We start from the raw sequence: 18,532 nt of genomic DNA, 5'->3' as shown, positions 1-18,532 counted from the left end.
ATGCCCAATCGGCTCGAGTTGAGCGGCATCACCAAGCAATTTCCTGGCGTTCTCGCCAATGATCAGGTGTCGTTCGCCGTCAAGCCGGGCGAAATCCACGCGCTTCTGGGTGAAAACGGCGCCGGCAAATCCACCCTCGTCAAAATGATCTATGGCATTATGGCGCCCGATGCCGGCGAAATCCGCTGGAACGGCGTGCCGGTCGTGGTGCCCAATCCCAAGGCTGCCCGCAAGCTGGGCATCGGCATGGTTTTCCAGCATTTTTCGCTGTTCGAAGCGCTGACCGTGCTTGAAAATATCGCCCTGGGCATGGATGCGAAAATCCCCTCGCGAGAGCTGGAACAGCGCATCCGTGCGGTGATGCAGACCTATGGCCTGCTGCTCGATCCGCACCGCACCGTGGCAACACTTTCTGTTGGCGAGAGACAGCGCATCGAAATCGTGCGTGCCCTGCTGCTCGACCCGCAATTGCTGATCATGGATGAGCCGACCTCCGTGCTGACGCCGCAGGAGGTGGACCAGCTCTTCACCGTGCTGCGCAAGCTGGCCGCGGAAGGCTGTTCGATCCTCTACATTTCCCACAAACTGCATGAGATCAAGGCGCTGTGCGACACCGCGACGATCCTGCGCGGCGGCAAGCTGGTCGACACATGCGATCCCAAGCAGGAGACCAGCCGCTCCATGGCCGAAAAGATGATCGGCACCGGCTTGAAGGATATTATCAAGCCCGAGGGACGGACCTTCGGCGAGCCTAAGCTGGTGGTGAACCGGCTGCGCACCAAGAAAACTGGACATTTCGACGTGCCCGTCGATGGCGTGACGTTCACTGTTCACGCCGGCGAAATCCTCGGGATAGCCGGGGTGGCCGGCAACGGACAGAACGCTCTACTCGATGCGCTTTCGGGCGAAATCCGGGGCGAGGAACGCGATGCCATCACCATTGATGGCCTCGGCATCGGGCTGATGGACACCACTGAGCGCCGCCGGCACGGATTGTGCGCCGTGCCCGAGGAACGCAATGGCCACGCGGCAGTGGGTGACTTTTCGCTGGCCGATAATTCCGTGCTGACAGCGCGCGACCGGCTCGGCATGGTGGTGCTGGGACTGATCAATTCGGGGGCCGCCAGGACCTATACCGGCAAAGTGATTGCTGACTTTGCAGTCAAGGCACTTGGCCCCGCCTCGACGGCAGGGTCCTTGTCCGGCGGTAACCTACAGAAATACATCATGGGACGCGAAATCCTGCAAAAGCCTTCGGTTCTGGTGGTCAGCCAGCCAACCTGGGGCGTGGATGCGGGAGCCGCGGCGGCGATTCACCAGGCGCTGGTCGATCTGGCGGCGGCAGGCTCGGCCATTGTTGTCATCAGCCAGGATCTCGATGAATTGCGGGCCCTCAGCGACACTTTGGCGGTAATCAACATGGGGCAATTGAGTGCAGCGCGGCCGGTTTCGGCGTTCAGCGTGGATGAAATCGGTCTCTTGATGGGCGGCGTTCATGGCACCGAGGCCGCGGCATGATGCAGTTCCGTCTCGAAAAGCGCCGTGAGCCCTCAAAGGTCATGCTCTATGCGACGCCGGTTGCGGCGGTCGTGCTGACCATGATCGTGGGCGCCATCATTTTTTCGGCCATTGGCTATGACGGCGTGGGTGCAGTACGGGAAATTTTCCTGACGCCGCTAACCAATGCGTTCAAATGGCAGGACCTTGGGGTGAAGGCGGCGCCGCTGATCATTGTCGGGGTTGGGCTGTCCATCGCCTATCGCGCCAATGTCTGGAACATCGGGGCCGAAGGCCAATACATCATGGGAGGACTCGCCGCCACCTGGGTGGCGCTGGCGACCCACGGCATGGGCGGCTGGTGGACCCTGCCGGTGATGATGCTGGCCGGTGTGGCCGGCGGCGCTGCCTATGCGGCGATCCCTGCACTGCTGCGCACGCGGCTCAACGTCAATGAAATACTGACCTCGCTGATGCTGACCTATGCCTCGGTGCAACTGATCTATTATCTGGTCCGCGCCCCCTGGAAGGACCCGATGGGCATGGGCTTTCCCCAGACGCGGCGCTTTGCCAGCGAGGCGCTGCTGCCCAATATCCTGCCGGGGACCATTGTCCATGCGGGCGTGCCCATAGCCGTGATCGTGGCGCTCGTCGCCTGGTTCATCATGTCCCGTTCGGTGTTCGGTTATCAGATGCGGGTGGTCGGCGCGGCGCCCCATGCGGCACGATATGGCGGGTTTTCCGAGAACAAGACCATCTGGCTGGCACTGCTGGTCAGTGGCGCTCTGGCGGGTCTTGCCGGCATGCTGGAAGTGGCCGGGCCTTTTCAGCGCATGGTGCCGGGTTTCCCGACCAATTACGGTTTCACCGCCATCATCGTGGCCTTCCTTGGCCGGCTCAATCCGCTGGGCGTGATCTTTGCCGGCATTGTCATGGCCATCACCTTCGTGGGTGGCGAGGTGGCACAGACAACCATCGGACTATCGAGTTCGGCCACGGGTGTCTTCCAGGCCATGATGCTGTTTTTCCTGTTGGCCGGAGACATTCTGGTGCGCTACCGCCTCAAGCGAGTGGCGCCGCAGGGGGAGGCGCGCGCATGACGCTCGAACTCGCCATCGCCATTCTCGTCACCGTGGTTGGCGCCTCCACGCCAATCCTGATCGCCGCCATGGGCGAGCTGATCGTTGAAAAGTCCGGCGTGCTCAATCTGGGTGTGGAGGGCATGATGCTGGTCGGCGCCATTGCCGCCTTTGTCGTGCTGTTCACTACCGGCAATCACTATCTGGCCATTTTGGTCGCCGCAGCTGCGGGGGTGGCGACGTCTCTGATTTTCGGCTTCCTGACGCTGAGCCTTTCCGCCAACCAGACGGCGACCGGCCTGGCCCTGACTATTTTCGGCACCGGCTTCTCGGCGCTTGCCGGGCAGGGCTATTCGGCGCGCCCGGTAACGCTACTTGGGCCGTTGTTCCCGAGCGAACTGGCAGCTCATCCCATCTGGCGGGTGCTGTTCGGCTATTCGGCACTGGTGTATTTTTCCTTTGCGCTGGTTTTTTCTGTCTGGTGGTTCCTCAAGAAGACACGAGCGGGTCTCATCCTGCGCGCCGTGGGCGAGAACGACCTTTCGGCCCATTCCATCGGCTACTCGGTGGTGGGCGTGCGCTATATGGCGGTGATGTTCGGTGGCGCCATGGCTGGTATTGCCGGGGCGTGTTTCCCGCTGCTGCTGACCCCGCAATGGGCCGAGCGCATGACGGCGGGCCGCGGCTGGATCGCGGTGGCGCTGGTGGTGTTTGCTTCGTGGAAACCGTTCCGCCTGCTTGCGGGCGCCTATCTCTTTGGTCTCGTTATGACCATGGAACTCTATGCCAAGGCCAGTGGCGGGCCGCTCTCGGTCATTCCGGCCGAGCTCTGGGCGGCCATGCCCTATCTTGCCACGATTGCGGTACTGGTGCTGATATCCCTGCGCCGCGATGCGTCCACCAATGCTCCGGCCTGCCTAGGCAAGCCGTTCTTGCCCTCGAATTGAGGCGGCGCGAAACGACCGCTTCGATGAATAAATCCCGTCATTCAGGAGAAAACCAATGACCCTTAATCGTCGCAATCTGCTCAAGGCCGGTGTAGCGGCCGCAGCGCTGCCGCTGCTCGGCTCGCGGGCCTTTGCCCAGTCCGAACCGCTCAAGGTCGGTTTCATGCTGATCGGCACCGTCAACGACAACGGCTGGAACTTCGGCCACGCGACCGGCGCCAAGTTCATGAAGGACACGCTGGGTGACCTCGTGGCGGAACCGACCATCGTTGAAAACGTGCCGGAAGGCCCGGACTGCGAACGCGTGTTGCGCGAACTGGCCCAGTCCGGCCACAAGCTGATCTTCGCCACCAGCTTCGGCTATGGCGACTATGTCATCAAGGTTGCCGAGCAGTTCCCCGACGTGCGCTTTGAGCACGCCACCGGCTACCAGCGTTCGGACAATGTGGCGACGTACAACGCGCGCTTCCACGAAGGCCGAGCCGTTTGTGGCACGATTGCCGGCCACATGTCCAAGACCGGCAAGGCTGGCTACATCGGCTCCTTCCCGATCCCGGAAGTGGTCATGGGCATCAATGCCTTCGTGCTCGCAGCGCGCAAGGTGAACCCCGACTTCACCATCACCCCGGTCTATATCTCGACCTGGAACGACCCGGCCAAGGAAGCCGACACGGCCCGTGCCATGATTGATCAGGGTATCGACGTGATCGCTCAGCACACCGACGGTCCTGCTGCGCTGCAGGTTGCCGAAGAACGCGGCATTGTTGGCGGCTTCGGACAGGGTGCCGACATGAGCGCCTTCGCACCCAAGGCCCAACTGACCTCGATCATCGACCATTGGGGTCCGCATTATGTCAACGCTGCCCAGGCCGTGATCGACGGCACCTGGGAAACCGGTGACCGCTGGCCGGGTCTGAAGGAAGGTGAAGTGCAGATCGGGCCATATGGCGAAAGCGTCCCTGCTGACGTCGTCGCCGCTGCCGAAGCCGTCAAGAACGGACAGATCGATGGTTCGTTCAATATCTTCACCGGCCCGATCAACGACCACACCGGCGCAGAAAAGGTCCCGGCCGGCGTCATCATGACCGATGCAGAACTGCTCAGCATGGACTGGTACGTCGAAGGCGTCATTCCGCCAGCCTGATTGTGGCTGGGCGTGCGCTGAGGGTCGGCGCTTTGCCGGCCCATTCTTCTCCCCTTCGGGGAGAAGGTGGCGCGTGAGCGCTGGATGAGGGGGATGCTGCCAAGGGCCCTGAGTTCTTGGAATCATCCCCCTCACCGACTCGGCTTTGCCGAGCTACCTCTCTCCGAGGGGGACAAGAGTCAAAGAGGGCAGACATGGGCGATCTGGTCATTTTTTACGAATGGGCGATGTTTGCGGCGCGCTGGCTGCACGTCGTGACGGCCATCGCCTGGATCGGCTCATCATTCTATTTTATCGCGCTAGACTTGGGCCTGAGGAAAACCCCGAGCCTGCCGCCGCTTGCTCATGGCGAGGAATGGCAGGTGCATGGCGGGGGCTTTTATCACATCCAGAAATACCTCGTGGCGCCCGAATTCCTGCCCGAACACCTGACCTGGTTTAAGTGGGAAAGCTACGCCACCTGGCTCTCCGGGGCGGTTCTGCTGGCCCTGGTGTATTATATTGGCGCTGATCTGTTCCTTGTTGATCGTAATGTGCTCGATGTCCCCAGTTGGGCCGCAATCTTGCTCTCAGCGGGGTCAATTGTCCTCGGCTGGCTGCTCTATGACACCTTGTGCAAATCCCCGATCGGGCAATCGACCACCGGGTTGATGCTTGTGCTGTTCGCCATCCTTGTAGTGATGAGCTGGGGCTATACGCAGCTCTTTACCGGCCGCGCCGCCATGCTGCACATGGGCATCTTCACGGCAACGATCATGACCGCCAATGTTGCCATGATCATCATTCCCAACCAGCGGATCGTGGTGGGGGATTTGAAGGCCGGGCGGGTGCCCGATGCCAAATATGGCAAGATCGCCAAGCAGCGCTCGCTGCACAATAACTACCTGACGCTGCCCGTCATCTTCTTCATGCTCTCGAGCCACTATCCGCTGGCCTTCGCGACGCAGTGGAACTGGATCATCGCCTCGCTAATTTTCCTCGTTGGCGTGGTCGTGCGGCACTATTTCAACACCCGCCATGCCCGCAAAGGCAATCCGCACTGGACCTGGGCCGTGGCGGTGATCCTGATGCTGGTAATCGCCTGGCTCTCTACTGCGCCCAAGCTGCCCGGCGTGGACAATGCTGCACTGGTGACCGCGAGCGGCGAGAAATTCATGGCGACCGAGCACTTTGCCTCGGCAAGCATGACCGTTCTGACGCGCTGCGCCATGTGCCACACCGCCGAGCCGGTGTGGGAGGGTGTCTATGAGGCGCCCAAGAATGTCATTCTCGACAATGAAGTGGCTATCGCCAACCACGCCCAGCAAATTGCCATTCAGGCCGGCTGGAGCCACGCCATGCCGCCTGGCAATGTCACCGACATGACCGATGCCGAGCGGGCGTTGCTGGTGGAATGGTATCGCGAAGGGTCCGGCTCGTGACCCGCACTATACTGCGCGGACGGGTGCTTAGTTTTCATCGCGCTCCCGAAACGATTGATGACGTCGGGAGCCATCTCTATCTCGAGGATGGTGCCGTCAGCATCGAGAATGGTCTGGTCATCGCCGTTGGCGATTTCGGTGAGGCCGATACCACCGGCGCGCAGGTGATCGACCACCGGCCTCACCTGATCCTGCCCGGCTTCATCGACCTGCACCTGCACTATGTGCAGAGCCAGATGATGGCGGCCTATGCCGGGTCGCTGCTTGAATGGCTCAATACCTATACCTTTGTCGAGGAACAGAAGTTTGCCCAGCAGGGTCATGCCGATGCGGTTGCCGTGGACTTCTACGACGCGCTGATCCGCCATGGCACAACCACGGCTGTGGCCTATTGCTCAAGCCATCCGCGCAGCGTCGATGCCTTCTTTGCCGAGGCGCAGCGGCGCAACATGCTGATGGTCGGCGGCAAGGTGATGATGAACCGCAATGCCCCTGAAGGGCTCTGCGACACCGCCCAGTCGAGCTATGACGATACCAAGGCGCTGATCGCGCGCTGGCACGGGCGGGGCCGGGCGCTCTATGCCATCTCGCCCCGCTTTGCCATCACCTCGACGCCCGAGCAGATGGCTATGGCGCAGGCGCTGGTTGCCGAACATCCCGATTGCTATGTGCAGACCCACCTCAGCGAGAATGACACCGAGATCACCTTCTCAATGGAGCTTTATCCACGCTCGTCTGACTATACGGGGATCTACGAGGACTATGGGCTGCTGAGCCGCAAGACGCTGCTGGGCCATTGCATCCATCTCAACCATCGCGAAACGTCGGTATTGGCCGAAACCGGCGCGGTGGCGGTGTTCTGTCCCACCTCGAACCTGTTCCTTGGTTCGGGCCTGTTCGACCGCGAGCGCCTGATGAATAATGGCGTGCGCGTAGGTATTGCCACCGACATTGGCGGGGGGACGAGTGTGTCGATGCTGCGTACGCTCGACGAGGGCTACAAGGTGCTGCAATTGCGCAAGCAGCGGCTCAATCCTCTTGCGTCGTTTCACATGGCGACCCGCGGCAATGCCGAGGCGCTGGGGTTGGAAGACACAATCGGCTCGATTGCGCCCGGGCGCGCAGCCGATCTCATCGTGCTCGATGCCGGGGCCACGCCCACCATGCGGATGCGCCTTGCTACGGTGCAAACGCTGGTCGAAGAATTATTCCTGCTCCAGACGCTTGGCGACGACCGCGCCATCGCCGAAGTCTATGTGGCGGGCGCAAGGGCGAAGTCCACTTTGGTCGGGTTGTGAAGCAGGGTCGCAATGGCCTAAACCTTCATCACAAACGCGTATGGAGAGCCTTCCGCCATGACCGAATACCAGACTAAGTCCGGCCTGTCCGTGCATCCGCTGCTCGTGGACTTCGTGGAGAAGGAAGCTCTTGCGGGGGTGTCGGTATCGGCAGATCAATTCTGGGATGGCTTTGCGGCGATGCTGGCCGAGCATGTGCCCACCAATGCGCGGCTTCTGGCCAGGCGCAATGACATCCAGGCCAGGATCGATGAGTGGCACCAGAAATATGGGCCGGTCGCCAACAATGCCCAGGGCTATCAGTTTTTCCTCAAGGAGATTGGTTATCTGGTGCCCGAGCCGGGTGATTTCACCATTGAGACGGAAGGTCTCGATCCCGAAATCGCCAGTATCTGCGGCCCACAGCTGGTGGTGCCAGTCAGCAATGCGCGTTATGCTCTCAACGCCGCCAATGCGCGCTGGGGAAGCCTCTATGATGCGCTTTATGGCACCGATGCACTGAGCCGTGATGGCGATCTGGCTCCTGGCAAGGCGTATAATCCCGCGCGCGGCGCGGCTGTGGTGGCGCGGACGGCGGCGTTCCTCGACGAGGCTTTCCCGCTGACGAACGGCAGCCATGCCGATGTTACATCCTATGTGGTGGCTGAGCAGGCCGGGCTTGCCAATTTCGTCATCGACACCAAGTCGGGGCCGACAACCCTGAAGGACGCCGCGGCCTTTGTGGGCTATGCCGGTGAGGGTGATAAGGCCGAGATCGTTCTGCGGCACAATGGCCTGCATGCTGTGTTGGTCATCGATCCGTCGAGCCCCATCGGCGGCACCCATGCCGCCGGTCTCAGCGATGTTATTGTCGAGGCGGCGCTAACGACGATCCAGGACTGCGAGGATTCGGTGGCGGCGGTGGATGCCGAGGACAAGGTCGGCGTCTATCGCAACTGGCTGGGCCTGATGAACGGCACGCTGGAAGACACGTTTGAAAAAGGTGGCAAAACCGTCACCCGAAAGCTCAAGGCCGACCGTGAGTATCAAGGTGCCGACGGCCGGAAGCTGGTGCTCAAGGGCCGCTCGCTGCTGCTGGTGCGCAATGTCGGTCACCTGATGACCACCGATGCGGTGCTGCTCGATGGCAAGCCGGTGGGCGAAGGGCTGATGGATGCGGCGGTCACCGCGCTTTGCGCCATGCATGACAAGGGCGCCAATGCGCGCCATGGGGCGATCTATGTGGTCAAGCCCAAGATGCACGGGCCAGAAGAAGTGGCGTTCGCCTGCTCGGTTTTCGCTTCGGTCGAAGGGTTTCTGGGGCTCAAGCCCAACACGATCAAGATCGGCATCATGGATGAGGAGCGCCGCACCTCGGCCAATCTCAAGGCGGCGATCTACGAGGCGCGGCAGCGGGTGTTTTTCATCAACACTGGCTTCCTCGACCGTACGGGCGACGAAATCCACACCTCGATGGAAGCCGGCGCGGTCCTGCGCAAGGACGAGATCAAGTCCGAGCGCTGGATCAATTCCTACGAGGACCGCAACGTGCTGATCGGCCTAAGCTGCGGGTTCTCGGGCAGGGCGCAGATCGGCAAGGGGATGTGGGCGCGGCCCGACGACATGGCAGCGATGATGGACGCCAAGATTGGTCATCCCAATGCTGGCGCCAATACCGCCTGGGTGCCATCGCCGACGGCAGCGACGCTGCATGCGCTACACTATCACCAGGTCGATGTGTTTGAGGCACAAAAGCGCCGTCACAACCAGGCGCTGCCGGGACTCTCAGACCTGTTTTCGATGCCGGTGCAGGTCCCCTATTCGCTGAATCGCGAAGAGATCACGCGCGAACTGGAAAACAATGCCCAGGGTATTCTGGGCTATGTGGTGCGCTGGGTGCAGCAGGGTGTTGGCTGCTCCAAGGTCCCCGACATTAACAATGTGGGCCTGATGGAAGATCGGGCGACCTGCCGGATCTCCTCGCAGGCGGTCGCCAATTGGCTGCGTCATGGTCTCGTCAGTCGCGACGAGGTCACCGCGGTGTTCGAGCGCATGGCCAGTGTCGTGGATGAACAGAATGCCGGCGATCCGCTTTACCGGCCAATGGCCGACAATTTCCAGTCGGTTGCGTTCCAGGCAGCACTGGACCTGGCGCTGCACGGCGCCGACCAGCCCTCTGGCTATACCGAGCCGCTGCTGCATGCGGCGCGTCGCAAGGTGAAAGCGCGCGCGGCCAGCTAGAAGTGCAGAGCCCGCCTTTCGGCGGGCTCTTTCATTTTACTGGCAGGTGAAGCTCTCATGGCTTGCTTCGTCGTTGCCCGTGTAGCGTGCGATTGCCGGGTAGGGGCAAAGCTTGCGCGTGACGCCGATCAGTTCGGGAACATATTGGTTATCCGGCGTAGCCGTCGCCACCAGATGCGTGGGTGTCGTACCGTTCTCGACCCAATCGACCAACGCGTCAAAGGCGTCGAACTTGTCGGTTGCGGGGCTGCCCGAGCCGTGGCCCATGCCGGGCACGGTGTAGAGCGTCACGAAATCCTCGGCCATGCCGCCGTTGTTAGCGTCGAGTTTTTCGTACCAATTAATCGTGTCCATCACTGAAAACACCGGGTCGCTGTTGCCGTGGAAGACAATCATCTTGCCTCCGGCGTCACGGAATGCCGCCAGTTCTGGATTGTCCATGTCGGTGGGGGTCATGAATTCGACCGGTGACTCGGTAAAGGTCGCGTCGCTTGCCGTAACCGTGGCGTCGGTGTCGAAATCATAGTCGAGCAGGAACTGTTCCAGCGAGGCCGGATCGCCGCCCACTTCCACCGGAGGGTTGGAGAAGATCATGGCCAGCGAGGACGCCCCCATGGTGGCGATCAGTGGCATGTTGTTCCACGGTGGGATCGGGCTTTCCAGCTTCCAAAAGCGCCAGTCGCCGCTCTCAAGGCCGCGATCCCAGGCCCAGTTGCTATAGAGTGCTTCACCGGCCGAATTGGTAGGGCCGGCATGAATTCGACGCAACGCCTCAACCTGTTCGGCGCTGAGGCAGGCGTTGGTGTCGCCGGTGCCGCAGGCCAGGGTCGAAATGTCGAAAGCGGACTGGCAGGCGGGGCTATCGGCGATAATGCCGTCTTCCAGGCCATCCAAGCTATCACAGGCGCCCAGAATGGCATTGGATACCAGTTTCATGTCTTGGGGCGTAAAGGCGGTGCGGACATCGCCATTGACGGCCTTGAAGCTTTGAATGTCCCAGGCGTGCTGGATAGCGGCGCGGGGCAGGTTGAAGCCGGGATACGCCGCCAGGATGCCGTCAAAGGCCTCGGGCGAGCGGGTGGCCTGCACCATGGCATGGCGGCCCCCATTCGAGCCCCCGACGCCATAGCTAAAGGCGATCTCGTCGCCATAGTAGGCTTCCACCATATTGGTGGCGACGGGGTTGAGCTTCATGACCGCCCCATAGCCGTAGTCGCTGCGTGCTTCGGGGTCGAGACCAAACGCTGCGCCGCCGGCTAGGCCGGCTTCTGGATGGACTGAGCCATCGTGACCGGCGTCGCTTGAGACCACCGCATAGCCGCGCGCCAGTGCCGAGTCGGCAGGATCGGCATTGAGCAGATTGCCCATGGCCGGAACCACCGCGCCGTCATTGCCCCCATTGAACTGGTGCACGAATCGGCCATTCCAGTCAGCGGGCAGGCGCAACTCAAAACTCACCTTGTAGGCATTGCCGTCTGCGCCGATGCGTTCGCCGACATGGCCACGGACGAGGCAATGCGCGACAGGCGCATCTTCGCCCACCGGCGTAGCCGTAGCCTCCGCGACCGCCAGGTCCGCCGCCCCGAAGTCGTGGGTCGCGATATCAGCACAGTCGAGCGCCTGTGCCTGCGCCGCTCCGGCCCAGGACGCTGCCAGCAGCATCGCGCCGAGCGCGATGGAACTCCGCCATTGTCTTGTCATCTCTTCCTCCCTTGCATCCTCGATGCCCGAATATAGTTATGTAGAATAACAAATCTGGCAAGTGTGTCGGAAGGCACAGAGCGGTGAACGGCTAACGTTCTGGCGGACTGCTCGCAAAAGCAGATATTCTTCAAGGCCTTGTAATTTATCGTTTTAGCCTGGGCGATAGCGGCGGTTGTGGAAAAGCTCCGCACACATTTTTTGAGGGACGTTCGTCAGACCAGCCCATAAACCGGCAGTGTGATCGTGGTGCCGGCATGGACAATTTCTACGTCGTTCGCCACTAGAGTGGTGGCAGTACTGATCGGCTCGTCGGTGCCCATGTTGCGGGCGTAACGGGGATGGGCACCCGAGGTGATGAGCAGGCGCAGGCGATGCCCGGGAAGAAACGTATGCGCCGTAGCGTGCAGTGCGACGGTCACGTGCCAGCTGCCATCGTCTTCGATGGGTGTTTCGGGAGTGAGGCGGGTAAAGCCATCGCAGATATTGCGCGAGACACCGTCCGGTCCCACGTCGTTGAGGCGAACGAAGAAGTCGACATTGGGTAGTTTTGCGCGGGCCACGAGCTTGACCTGGCATTGGCCGATCACGGTCATTTCACGCGTCAGGACCCCGCCGGTATAAACCAGCACGTCGGGCCGATTTTCCAGTGGCGCATTGTCCACCGCACCGGCGCCGGTGAAGGCGAAGATGGCGCCGCCAAGATTGGGCGTCGGATCGGCCGGATCGTAGCGATAGGCGTCGCTTCCGGTTGACGCCGTTCCGTGCTCGACAAGGCTCCTGCCAGACCCGAGGGCCCAGGTTTGCGGCGTGGGCGGGCCTGGTGGATAGCGTTCGAACTCATGCCATTCATTGCGCCCCGAAATGTGGATGCGAACCGGCCGTTGACGCAGGCCGGACCGATCCCCCAGGAGCCAGGCGCGCATCCAGGCGAGGGTTTCGCGCAGGTTGTCGCGCTGCAACTCCTCGGCAATGTGAAACCAGGTGCCGATGGTGAGATAGGGACGGTGCCCCAGCTCCACCAGACGCTGATAGTCGGCCAGCAGCGGATCGACCATGAAGTCGTACCAGCCGGAAATGAAATGCACAGGCGGGGTATTTTCGGTTAGGCGGTGCCGATGGTCGAGGTCCGCCCAGAAGGCGTCATTGCCGATGGCATGCTCGAACCAGTGCCGCCAGAACCCGATTTGATGGCCTACGGCGGCCCTGTCGGCCTCAACGAGGGGCAAGACGGCGGCGGCTCGATCGGTGCGTCGCTCAATATCGCCCGAGAACATGCGCGCCGCTGTCGCCAGCGTGCGGGTGCGAAGGCCCTCGACCACCTGCACCCAGGAGAGCCAGAGGTTGAGGTGGAAGGCGCCGGCCGGGAAAACCACGGGGCGGAAATTTGCTGTGGTCACTTTTGTAGCCATTGCCGCTGTTTCGGGCAGGGCGTCGCAGATGGCCCATTGGGCATATCCGAGGTAGCTCGGGCCGGTCAGGCCGATGCGGCCGTCATACCAGGGCTGGCCCTTTATCCAGTCCAGCGTGGCAAGGCCGTCGGCCCGCTCATTGGCGAAGGGGTCGAACTGCCCACCGGATCGCTCGGTGCCGCGGCAAGCCTGAACCACAACGTGAAAACCACGCTCGGCATAGGCTTCGGCGACCGGGCCGAAGCCGCGGCGTCCATAGGGCAGGCGCATGAGAATGGTGGCGTGGGGGCCCGGGGTGTTGGGGGCGTAGTGATCGGTCTTGAGGAGCACGCCATCGGCCATTGGCACGGCGATGCCGCGCTTCCTGCGCACCCCATTGAGGCGCGGCGGCAAGTCTTCCACCCAGGCAAGATAGAGTGAAGGGAGGCTCACCGGTTCAACTCACGAAGTCGAATTTGTCGACGTCGAAGAGACCGCGATCCGTCATCTTGAGGTGGGGGATCACCGGTAGGGCGAGAAAGGCCACCTGCAGGAATGGTTCGGGCAGGACGCAATCGAGCGCCTTGGCGGCGTCGCGCAGGTGGTGGAGGTCATGTGCGACCTCTTCAAAGCTCTTGAGGCTCATCAGCCCCGCAATCGGCAGGGCCAACTCGGCCGTGACCTTGCCGCCATCGGCAACGGCAAATCCGCCACCCAGTTCGATGAGGCGATTGACCGCCACGGCCATGTCGGCGTCATTGGCGCCAACCACGGTGATGTTGTGGCTGTCGTGGCCGACCGATGAGGCGATGGCTCCACGCTTCAAACCGAAGCCGGTGACAAAGCTGCGGCCGATATTGCCGTTCTTGCCATGGCGTTCGATGACGGCGACCTTGATCACGTCCTGCTCGAGATCGGGCTGCAGGCCCTGATCAGTGTGAGCCAGGCTGGCCTCTTCGCGGAAAGTGAGGATAAGGCCCGGCCTGACGCCAATAACAGGAATGCTGTTCTGCCCCGACTTGGGCACGGTGACAAAGGCGTCGGGGGTGATTGGCTTTGCCTTCATCGAGGCGAGGCCGACTGGAGCGACCGGCTCACGCGTGTCGAAGAGTTCGGGTGTCACGAGGCGCCCACCGGCGATGACGTCGGACACGCGGCAGTCTTCCAGGCTGTCGAGGATGGCAATGTCGGCCCGCCAGCCCGGCCCCAACAGACCGCGATCCTTGAGGCCGAAAATCCGGGCCGCCGAATGGCTGGCAGCGCGATAAACATGGTGCAGCGGCCGCCCCTTGGCGATCAATCGACGGATGGAGCTATCGAGATGACCTTCCTCGGCGATGTCGAGTGGATTGCGATCATCGGTGCAAAGAGCGACAAAGCTTGATGTGTTTTCGTCGAGGATTTCAGCCAGGGCGTTGAGATCCTTGGAAACCGAGCCTTCGCGGATAAGGATGGCCATGCCCTTGCTCAGCTTTTCGCGCGCCTCGGCGGCGCTGGTCGCTTCGTGATCGGTGCGAATACCGGCCGCGAGATAGCCATTGAGCGCTTCCCCGCGCAGCAGGGGGGCATGGCCATCGATGTGGCTGTCCTGAAAGGCGACCAGCTTGGCGATGATCCCCGGATCGGCGTTGAGCACGCCGGGGAAGTTCATCATTTCAGCCAGGCCCAGCACCTTTGAGTGGTCGCGGAACGGCAGGAGATCGTCGATTTCCAATCGGGCCCCGGCAGTCTCGAACGGGGTTGCCGGCACGCATGAGGATAGATTGACCCGCACATCCATAATGGTGCGCTCGGCGCTGTCGAGGAAATAGCGAAGCCCCTCGACACCCAACACATTGGCGATCTCGTGGGGGTCGCAGAAGACCGTGGTGACGCCATAGGGCAGCACGCAACGGTCGAATTCCAGCGGGGTCACCAGTGAGGATTCGATATGGAGGTGCGTGTCGATGAAGCCCGGCACGGCGAAGCGCCCGGTGCCGTCAATCTCGGTCGTTCCTTCATAGCGGGCATGGGTACCCACGATGCGGTCGGCGACGATGGCGATGTCGGTGGCAGTCACCATCCCGGTAATGACGTCGAGCAGGCCGACATTGCGGATGACCAGGTCCACCGGTTCCTTGCCCTGCCCGGCCATGATCATGCGGGTGAGCAGGGCGGGGCTGGTCATGGTCTTGTTCTCATTACTGTTCATGCCAAAGGGTCGGCTTCCATGCGGTTGCCGTCAAGTCCCTGTGAGCGCAGGTCACGGAACCGCGACGCGCGGGTTTCGTTGCCCATGTAACGATAGACAAGGAGCCCCGCATGCAGACCTATGACCCCAAGAAGAATGCCACCGAGGTCCGTCAGGCCAATCCGCGCCGGATGAACCTGCGGGTATTGATCGGTTCGCTGATCGGCATCGTGGTGTTGTTCGCCATTCTCTATTTTGGTTTTGGCTTGATGCAGCCAGCGCCAAGCAGCTGACCATTTCAAGTCTTGCTCATCTAAGCGTTTTCTGTCCGTTGCGCGCGCCGGAACCGGTGTCGCAACCGCGTGTTGTGGTTGCAGCATTACAGCATGGGCAAGACCTGATGGACATCGGCAACGAAATTGGATGGGTGGACACCTATCTCCCTGGGCATATTATCGCCATCCGCCTCGCCATAGCGGCGATGTTGGGCGCGCTGATCGGGTTTGAGCGGGAGATGAACACGGCGGAAGCCGGCCTCAGAACCCACATTCTGGTGTCCGTCGCCGCCGCGCTCTTCACCATCCTCGCCTTCGAAATCTTTCATACAATTCAGGAGACCGGCCAGACCAATGCCGACCCGATCCGCGCCGTGGAGGCGGTGACGGCCGGCATCGCCTTTCTCGGCGCTGGTGCCATTTTTCGCGACCGTGGGAGCGTGCAGGGTTTGACCACCGGGGCGGGAATGTGGCTTGCCGGGGCAGTCGGCGTTGCAACGTCACTGGGCCACTATCTCGTCGCTGCGGGCACGGCATTGCTGGCGGTGCTGGTGATGGCGGCGCTGCGTGCCTTTGCCCATCAGATCATTCGGGGGCGAGGGGGAGATGGTTGAGACCGGAAGGGCCGCGGGGAGAAGCAATCAGGCGTGCCAGGCAACACTGAGGGACATGTGTCGCCGGCGATCTACTTCTCCCCCCGTACGGATGGCGACCGGGAGGTGCCGCATCCGCGCCCGTGCGCGAAATCTTGCAAGCAAGATCCGCGCTGGAGGATCAACGGCGGTGCAGACCGTTGATCTTTTCAAACGGCGGAGAGAGACACTTGGGAATGCAGGCTGATCCGAGGATCATCGCGCAGCATCACTCTCCGCCAATCGGCATGTAACCTGTGGACGCAGGAGTCACATGCCAACCGCATCCAGGCGCTGACTGCGCGCCCAGAAACTGACTATTGCAGCCGTCTCATGCCGATAGGCTTCGAGTTCGGCCTGCCGAAAGAATACCGCTGCGGCGCCTGCATCATGCAGCGCCTGGCGAGCGGCCCGGTCGATGGTCTGCGTCATGACGGCAAGGGGAACGCCCTTTTGCCGGAGCAGCGCCTGGTTGCGGGCAACGAACTCCAGGTTCGCACCGCTGTGGGCCTTGAGATCGACGATCACCAAGCCGGGCCATTCGCGGCTTGTGTCCGCCAAGGTCGTGGCCAGAAAGGCCTCGCCGGTGGCGACAGAGTCCAAATGCCTGACCTCGGGCGCACCATGTGCCAGCAACATGCGGGTCAGCAGGTGTGCAGAGTGCCCGTCATCATCGATCAACGCGATGAAGGGAGTATCGTCGGTTACAACGTTCAAGAGTCACCTCATCCCCGTGCCGCACGGAGGCCGAACACAACAAAACGCCATCGCTGTCCGAACGCCGAAGCGGCCTGGCCAGTGTGGTTTATACGGTTTGTAGAACACGCCCGGCGGGGCCTAACCGCTCGGGAAACATGTCGAGTTCGTGACATCGACGAGGGCGCATATGATTGATGCGGATCACTAGGGGGAGGCAAAATCGGGTAAAACGGGGGTAAGCCACCCTTGTGTTTTACATGTAAAGCAGCGCAAACTCTCCAAGAGCGGTAGGAGTTTGCGGGTGGCTGCGGCGAATGCGGACATCGAAGGGGTAAAACAGGCTCTGGCCCGTTTGCTGGCGTGGCCGGACCTCGCGCGCTCCCCGCAACTCGCCAATTTTCTCACCTATATTGTTGAACGCCGGCTCACGGGGGACGCCCAGGCGATCAAAGCCTATTCGATTGCAGTCGATGTCTTCGGACGATCGCCCGACTTCGACCCGCAGGCCGATCCAATCGTTCGAGTGCAGGCACGACGACTGCGCGCGTTGCTCGATCAGTATTATATCGGCCCGGGGGTTGATGATCCCGTGCGCATACAGCTGCCAATTGGTCGCTATGTTCCCGATTTCGTTGACTCGGCAACCGAGCCATCGGCAAAGCCGATCGGACGCGTAGCCGGTGTCCCGTCCGGCCCGCCGCCTGTGCGGGAACGGGGGCATGTCACCGTGTCCTGGTTTGTGCTGTTGGTGTTGGCGCTGGGCGCCACGGCTCTGACCTATGCTTTGGCCACCATGGGACCGCGTCAGGCACAGGTAGTCGTCGCCTCAACCGGCGCCATGCAGATGCCCAAACTGCGGATTATGGAATTCCAGAACCTGACGGGGGACAATAGTTTCACCCCCTCCATTGCCGCCCTTGCTGTCGAACTCGTGACTGATTTCGAGCCGCTTCTGATCGTCGACGTGGCGTTTGGCGGTCGGGGCAGCGTCATGGTCGAGACTGACCGGCAGGATGATTTCGTGCTTACCGGTATTGTTCGCAGCGATGTCGGAGTGGGCGAGAATTTCCAGTTCAACGCCATCCTGACCGATGCCGCCACCAATAATGTGGTCTGGAACTGGTCTGGGGTCGTTCCACGCGAGCGGATGGCTCAGCGTGGCGGCATTGATTTTGTCTCCCAGGAACTGATCCTGAGATTGGGTGGGCCGCGTGGTCCTCTGCATGTGAAGGCAAGGGAGTACCTGGCACGAAACGACATTGCCGGGCAGGAAAATTTCTATCTCTGTGGTCTTTTGTTCTCGATATATCGAACCTCGCCCACTGCAGGGGCTTCGGCCCGGCTCGATTCCTGCGTTCGCGCCTTGAATGCCGATGATCAAAAGAGCGGTAATGTCCTGGCGGCGCGGGCCAGCCTGCTGGCGGAAACGCCCCTCGAAGGTCAGTTGAACGCTGAAAGGCAGGCCGAACGCTTTGCTGACGCCGAGGCGCTGCTGGCGCAGGCGCTACAAGCGTCACCGACAAGCAGCTTTGTCTGGGAGCAGAGGGCGCGACTGCACGAGGCGTTGGGCCAGCATGATTTCGCCGAGTCCGATTATGGAACGGCGTTGCAACTCAACACCGCCAATATCGACGGCACGGCAGCGCATGCGCGGCATCTGGCCCTGATCGGTCAGTTGGATAGGGCGAGGGCATTGGCACAGCGGGCCATAGACGCCGTGCCGCCACTGGAAGTGCCTGACTGGTTCCAATGCGTTCCAGCTATGGCCGCACTTGAGGACAAGGCATTCGCAAAGGCCCAGCGGCTGGCCCTCGAATGTGGGCGCGTTGACACGGAGTTAGGGGCCGTCTTGTCCATCCTCATCGCCCAGGGGGCAGGCGATGTCGCCATGGTCGGACAGGTGCTGCCCACACTTCTCGAGGTTGCCAGCTTCCGCAGTGCCGGCATTATGACGCGGCTGCGACATCGGATAACCGATCAAGCTTTACTCGGTCGCATTGAAGTGGCGCTGCTCAACGCCGGTGTGCCAGACAAGAGCCTGGACAGCGCCTATTGATT

At 61.6% G+C, this 18,532-nt stretch carries 14 protein-coding genes; 10 read left to right on the top strand and 4 right to left on the bottom strand.

Translation table 11 applies throughout. The features are described from left to right. From NIM87_RS10625 to NIM87_RS10595, 7 genes are all read left to right on the top strand, one after another. Entirely contained in the window at positions 1 to 1,518 is a 1,518-nt protein-coding gene (locus NIM87_RS10625; protein WP_254674634.1) for an ABC transporter ATP-binding protein, read from the top strand. Beyond that, complete coding sequence (locus NIM87_RS10620) at positions 1,515 to 2,597, top strand: ABC transporter permease (protein WP_254674633.1); 1,083 nt, start codon at positions 1,515 to 1,517, stop codon at positions 2,595 to 2,597. Before NIM87_RS10625 ends, NIM87_RS10620 begins: the two co-directional genes overlap by 4 nt. Further along, the gene (locus tag NIM87_RS10615; protein WP_254674632.1) at positions 2,594 to 3,523 is read left to right on the top strand and encodes an ABC transporter permease; all 930 of its coding nucleotides are present in this window, start codon (positions 2,594 to 2,596) and stop codon (positions 3,521 to 3,523) included. Before NIM87_RS10620 ends, NIM87_RS10615 begins: the two co-directional genes overlap by 4 nt. 55 nt (positions 3,524 to 3,578) lie before the next feature. Beyond that, the gene (locus tag NIM87_RS10610; protein ID WP_254674631.1) at positions 3,579 to 4,667 is read left to right on the top strand and encodes a BMP family ABC transporter substrate-binding protein; all 1,089 of its coding nucleotides are present in this window, start codon (positions 3,579 to 3,581) and stop codon (positions 4,665 to 4,667) included. Between the two features lie 194 nt (positions 4,668 to 4,861). Beyond that, complete coding sequence (locus NIM87_RS10605) at positions 4,862 to 6,088, top strand: urate hydroxylase PuuD (protein ID WP_254674630.1); 1,227 nt, start codon at positions 4,862 to 4,864, stop codon at positions 6,086 to 6,088. Then, positions 6,085 to 7,386, top strand: a complete 1,302-nt coding sequence (guaD, locus tag NIM87_RS10600) for a guanine deaminase (protein ID WP_254674629.1) — start codon at positions 6,085 to 6,087, stop codon at positions 7,384 to 7,386. Before NIM87_RS10605 ends, guaD begins: the two co-directional genes overlap by 4 nt. A 57-nt stretch (positions 7,387 to 7,443) precedes the next feature. Next, positions 7,444 to 9,606 carry a malate synthase G gene (locus NIM87_RS10595; RefSeq protein ID WP_254674628.1) on the top strand — a complete coding sequence of 721 codons (2,163 nt, stop codon included), beginning with the start codon at positions 7,444 to 7,446 and terminating at the stop codon, positions 9,604 to 9,606. 36 nt (positions 9,607 to 9,642) lie between these two features. Here NIM87_RS10595 and NIM87_RS10590 read toward each other — a convergent pair whose 3' ends face one another. The 3 genes from NIM87_RS10590 to ade all read right to left on the bottom strand — a co-directional run bounded on the left by NIM87_RS10590 (position 9,643) and on the right by ade (position 14,865). Further along, positions 9,643 to 11,307: a tannase/feruloyl esterase family alpha/beta hydrolase gene (locus NIM87_RS10590; RefSeq protein WP_254674627.1), complete on the bottom strand. Its 1,665-nt coding sequence runs from the start codon at positions 11,305 to 11,307 to the stop codon at positions 9,643 to 9,645. A 215-nt stretch (positions 11,308 to 11,522) separates the two neighbouring features. Beyond that, a complete protein-coding gene (locus NIM87_RS10585) occupies positions 11,523 to 13,151 on the bottom strand; it encodes a CocE/NonD family hydrolase (protein WP_254674626.1) in 1,629 nt (542 codons plus the stop codon). A 4-nt stretch (positions 13,152 to 13,155) separates the two neighbouring features. Next, positions 13,156 to 14,865 (bottom strand): adenine deaminase, encoded by a 1,710-nt coding sequence (gene ade, locus NIM87_RS10580; protein WP_254674625.1) that lies wholly within the window; start codon positions 14,863 to 14,865, stop codon positions 13,156 to 13,158. A 134-nt stretch (positions 14,866 to 14,999) separates the two neighbouring features. On the opposite strand from ade, the gene NIM87_RS10575 reads away from it, so the two are divergent. Together NIM87_RS10575 and NIM87_RS10570 are read left to right on the top strand one after the other, a co-directional pair. After that, a complete protein-coding gene (locus NIM87_RS10575; RefSeq protein WP_254674624.1) occupies positions 15,000 to 15,161 on the top strand; it encodes a hypothetical protein in 162 nt (53 codons plus the stop codon). A 107-nt stretch (positions 15,162 to 15,268) separates the two neighbouring features. Then, positions 15,269 to 15,757: an MgtC/SapB family protein gene (locus tag NIM87_RS10570; protein WP_254674623.1), complete on the top strand. Its 489-nt coding sequence runs from the start codon at positions 15,269 to 15,271 to the stop codon at positions 15,755 to 15,757. 288 nt (positions 15,758 to 16,045) lie between these two features. Here NIM87_RS10570 and NIM87_RS10565 read toward each other — a convergent pair whose 3' ends face one another. Next, on the bottom strand, positions 16,046 to 16,492 hold the full coding sequence (locus NIM87_RS10565; protein WP_254674622.1) for an ANTAR domain-containing protein: 447 nt from the start codon (positions 16,490 to 16,492) through the stop codon (positions 16,046 to 16,048). Between the two features lie 283 nt (positions 16,493 to 16,775). Here NIM87_RS10565 and NIM87_RS10560 point away from each other — a divergent pair, with 283 nt between their 5' ends. Further along, positions 16,776 to 18,530, top strand: a complete 1,755-nt coding sequence (locus NIM87_RS10560) for a tetratricopeptide repeat protein (RefSeq protein ID WP_254674621.1) — start codon at positions 16,776 to 16,778, stop codon at positions 18,528 to 18,530. The last annotated feature ends 2 nt before the right edge of the window (positions 18,531 to 18,532 follow it).

The organism is Devosia ureilytica (assembly GCF_024273195.1).
GTDB classification, from domain to species: Bacteria; Pseudomonadota; Alphaproteobacteria; order Rhizobiales; family Devosiaceae; genus Devosia; species Devosia ureilytica.
This window is presented reverse-complemented; position numbering and strand designations above follow the sequence as displayed.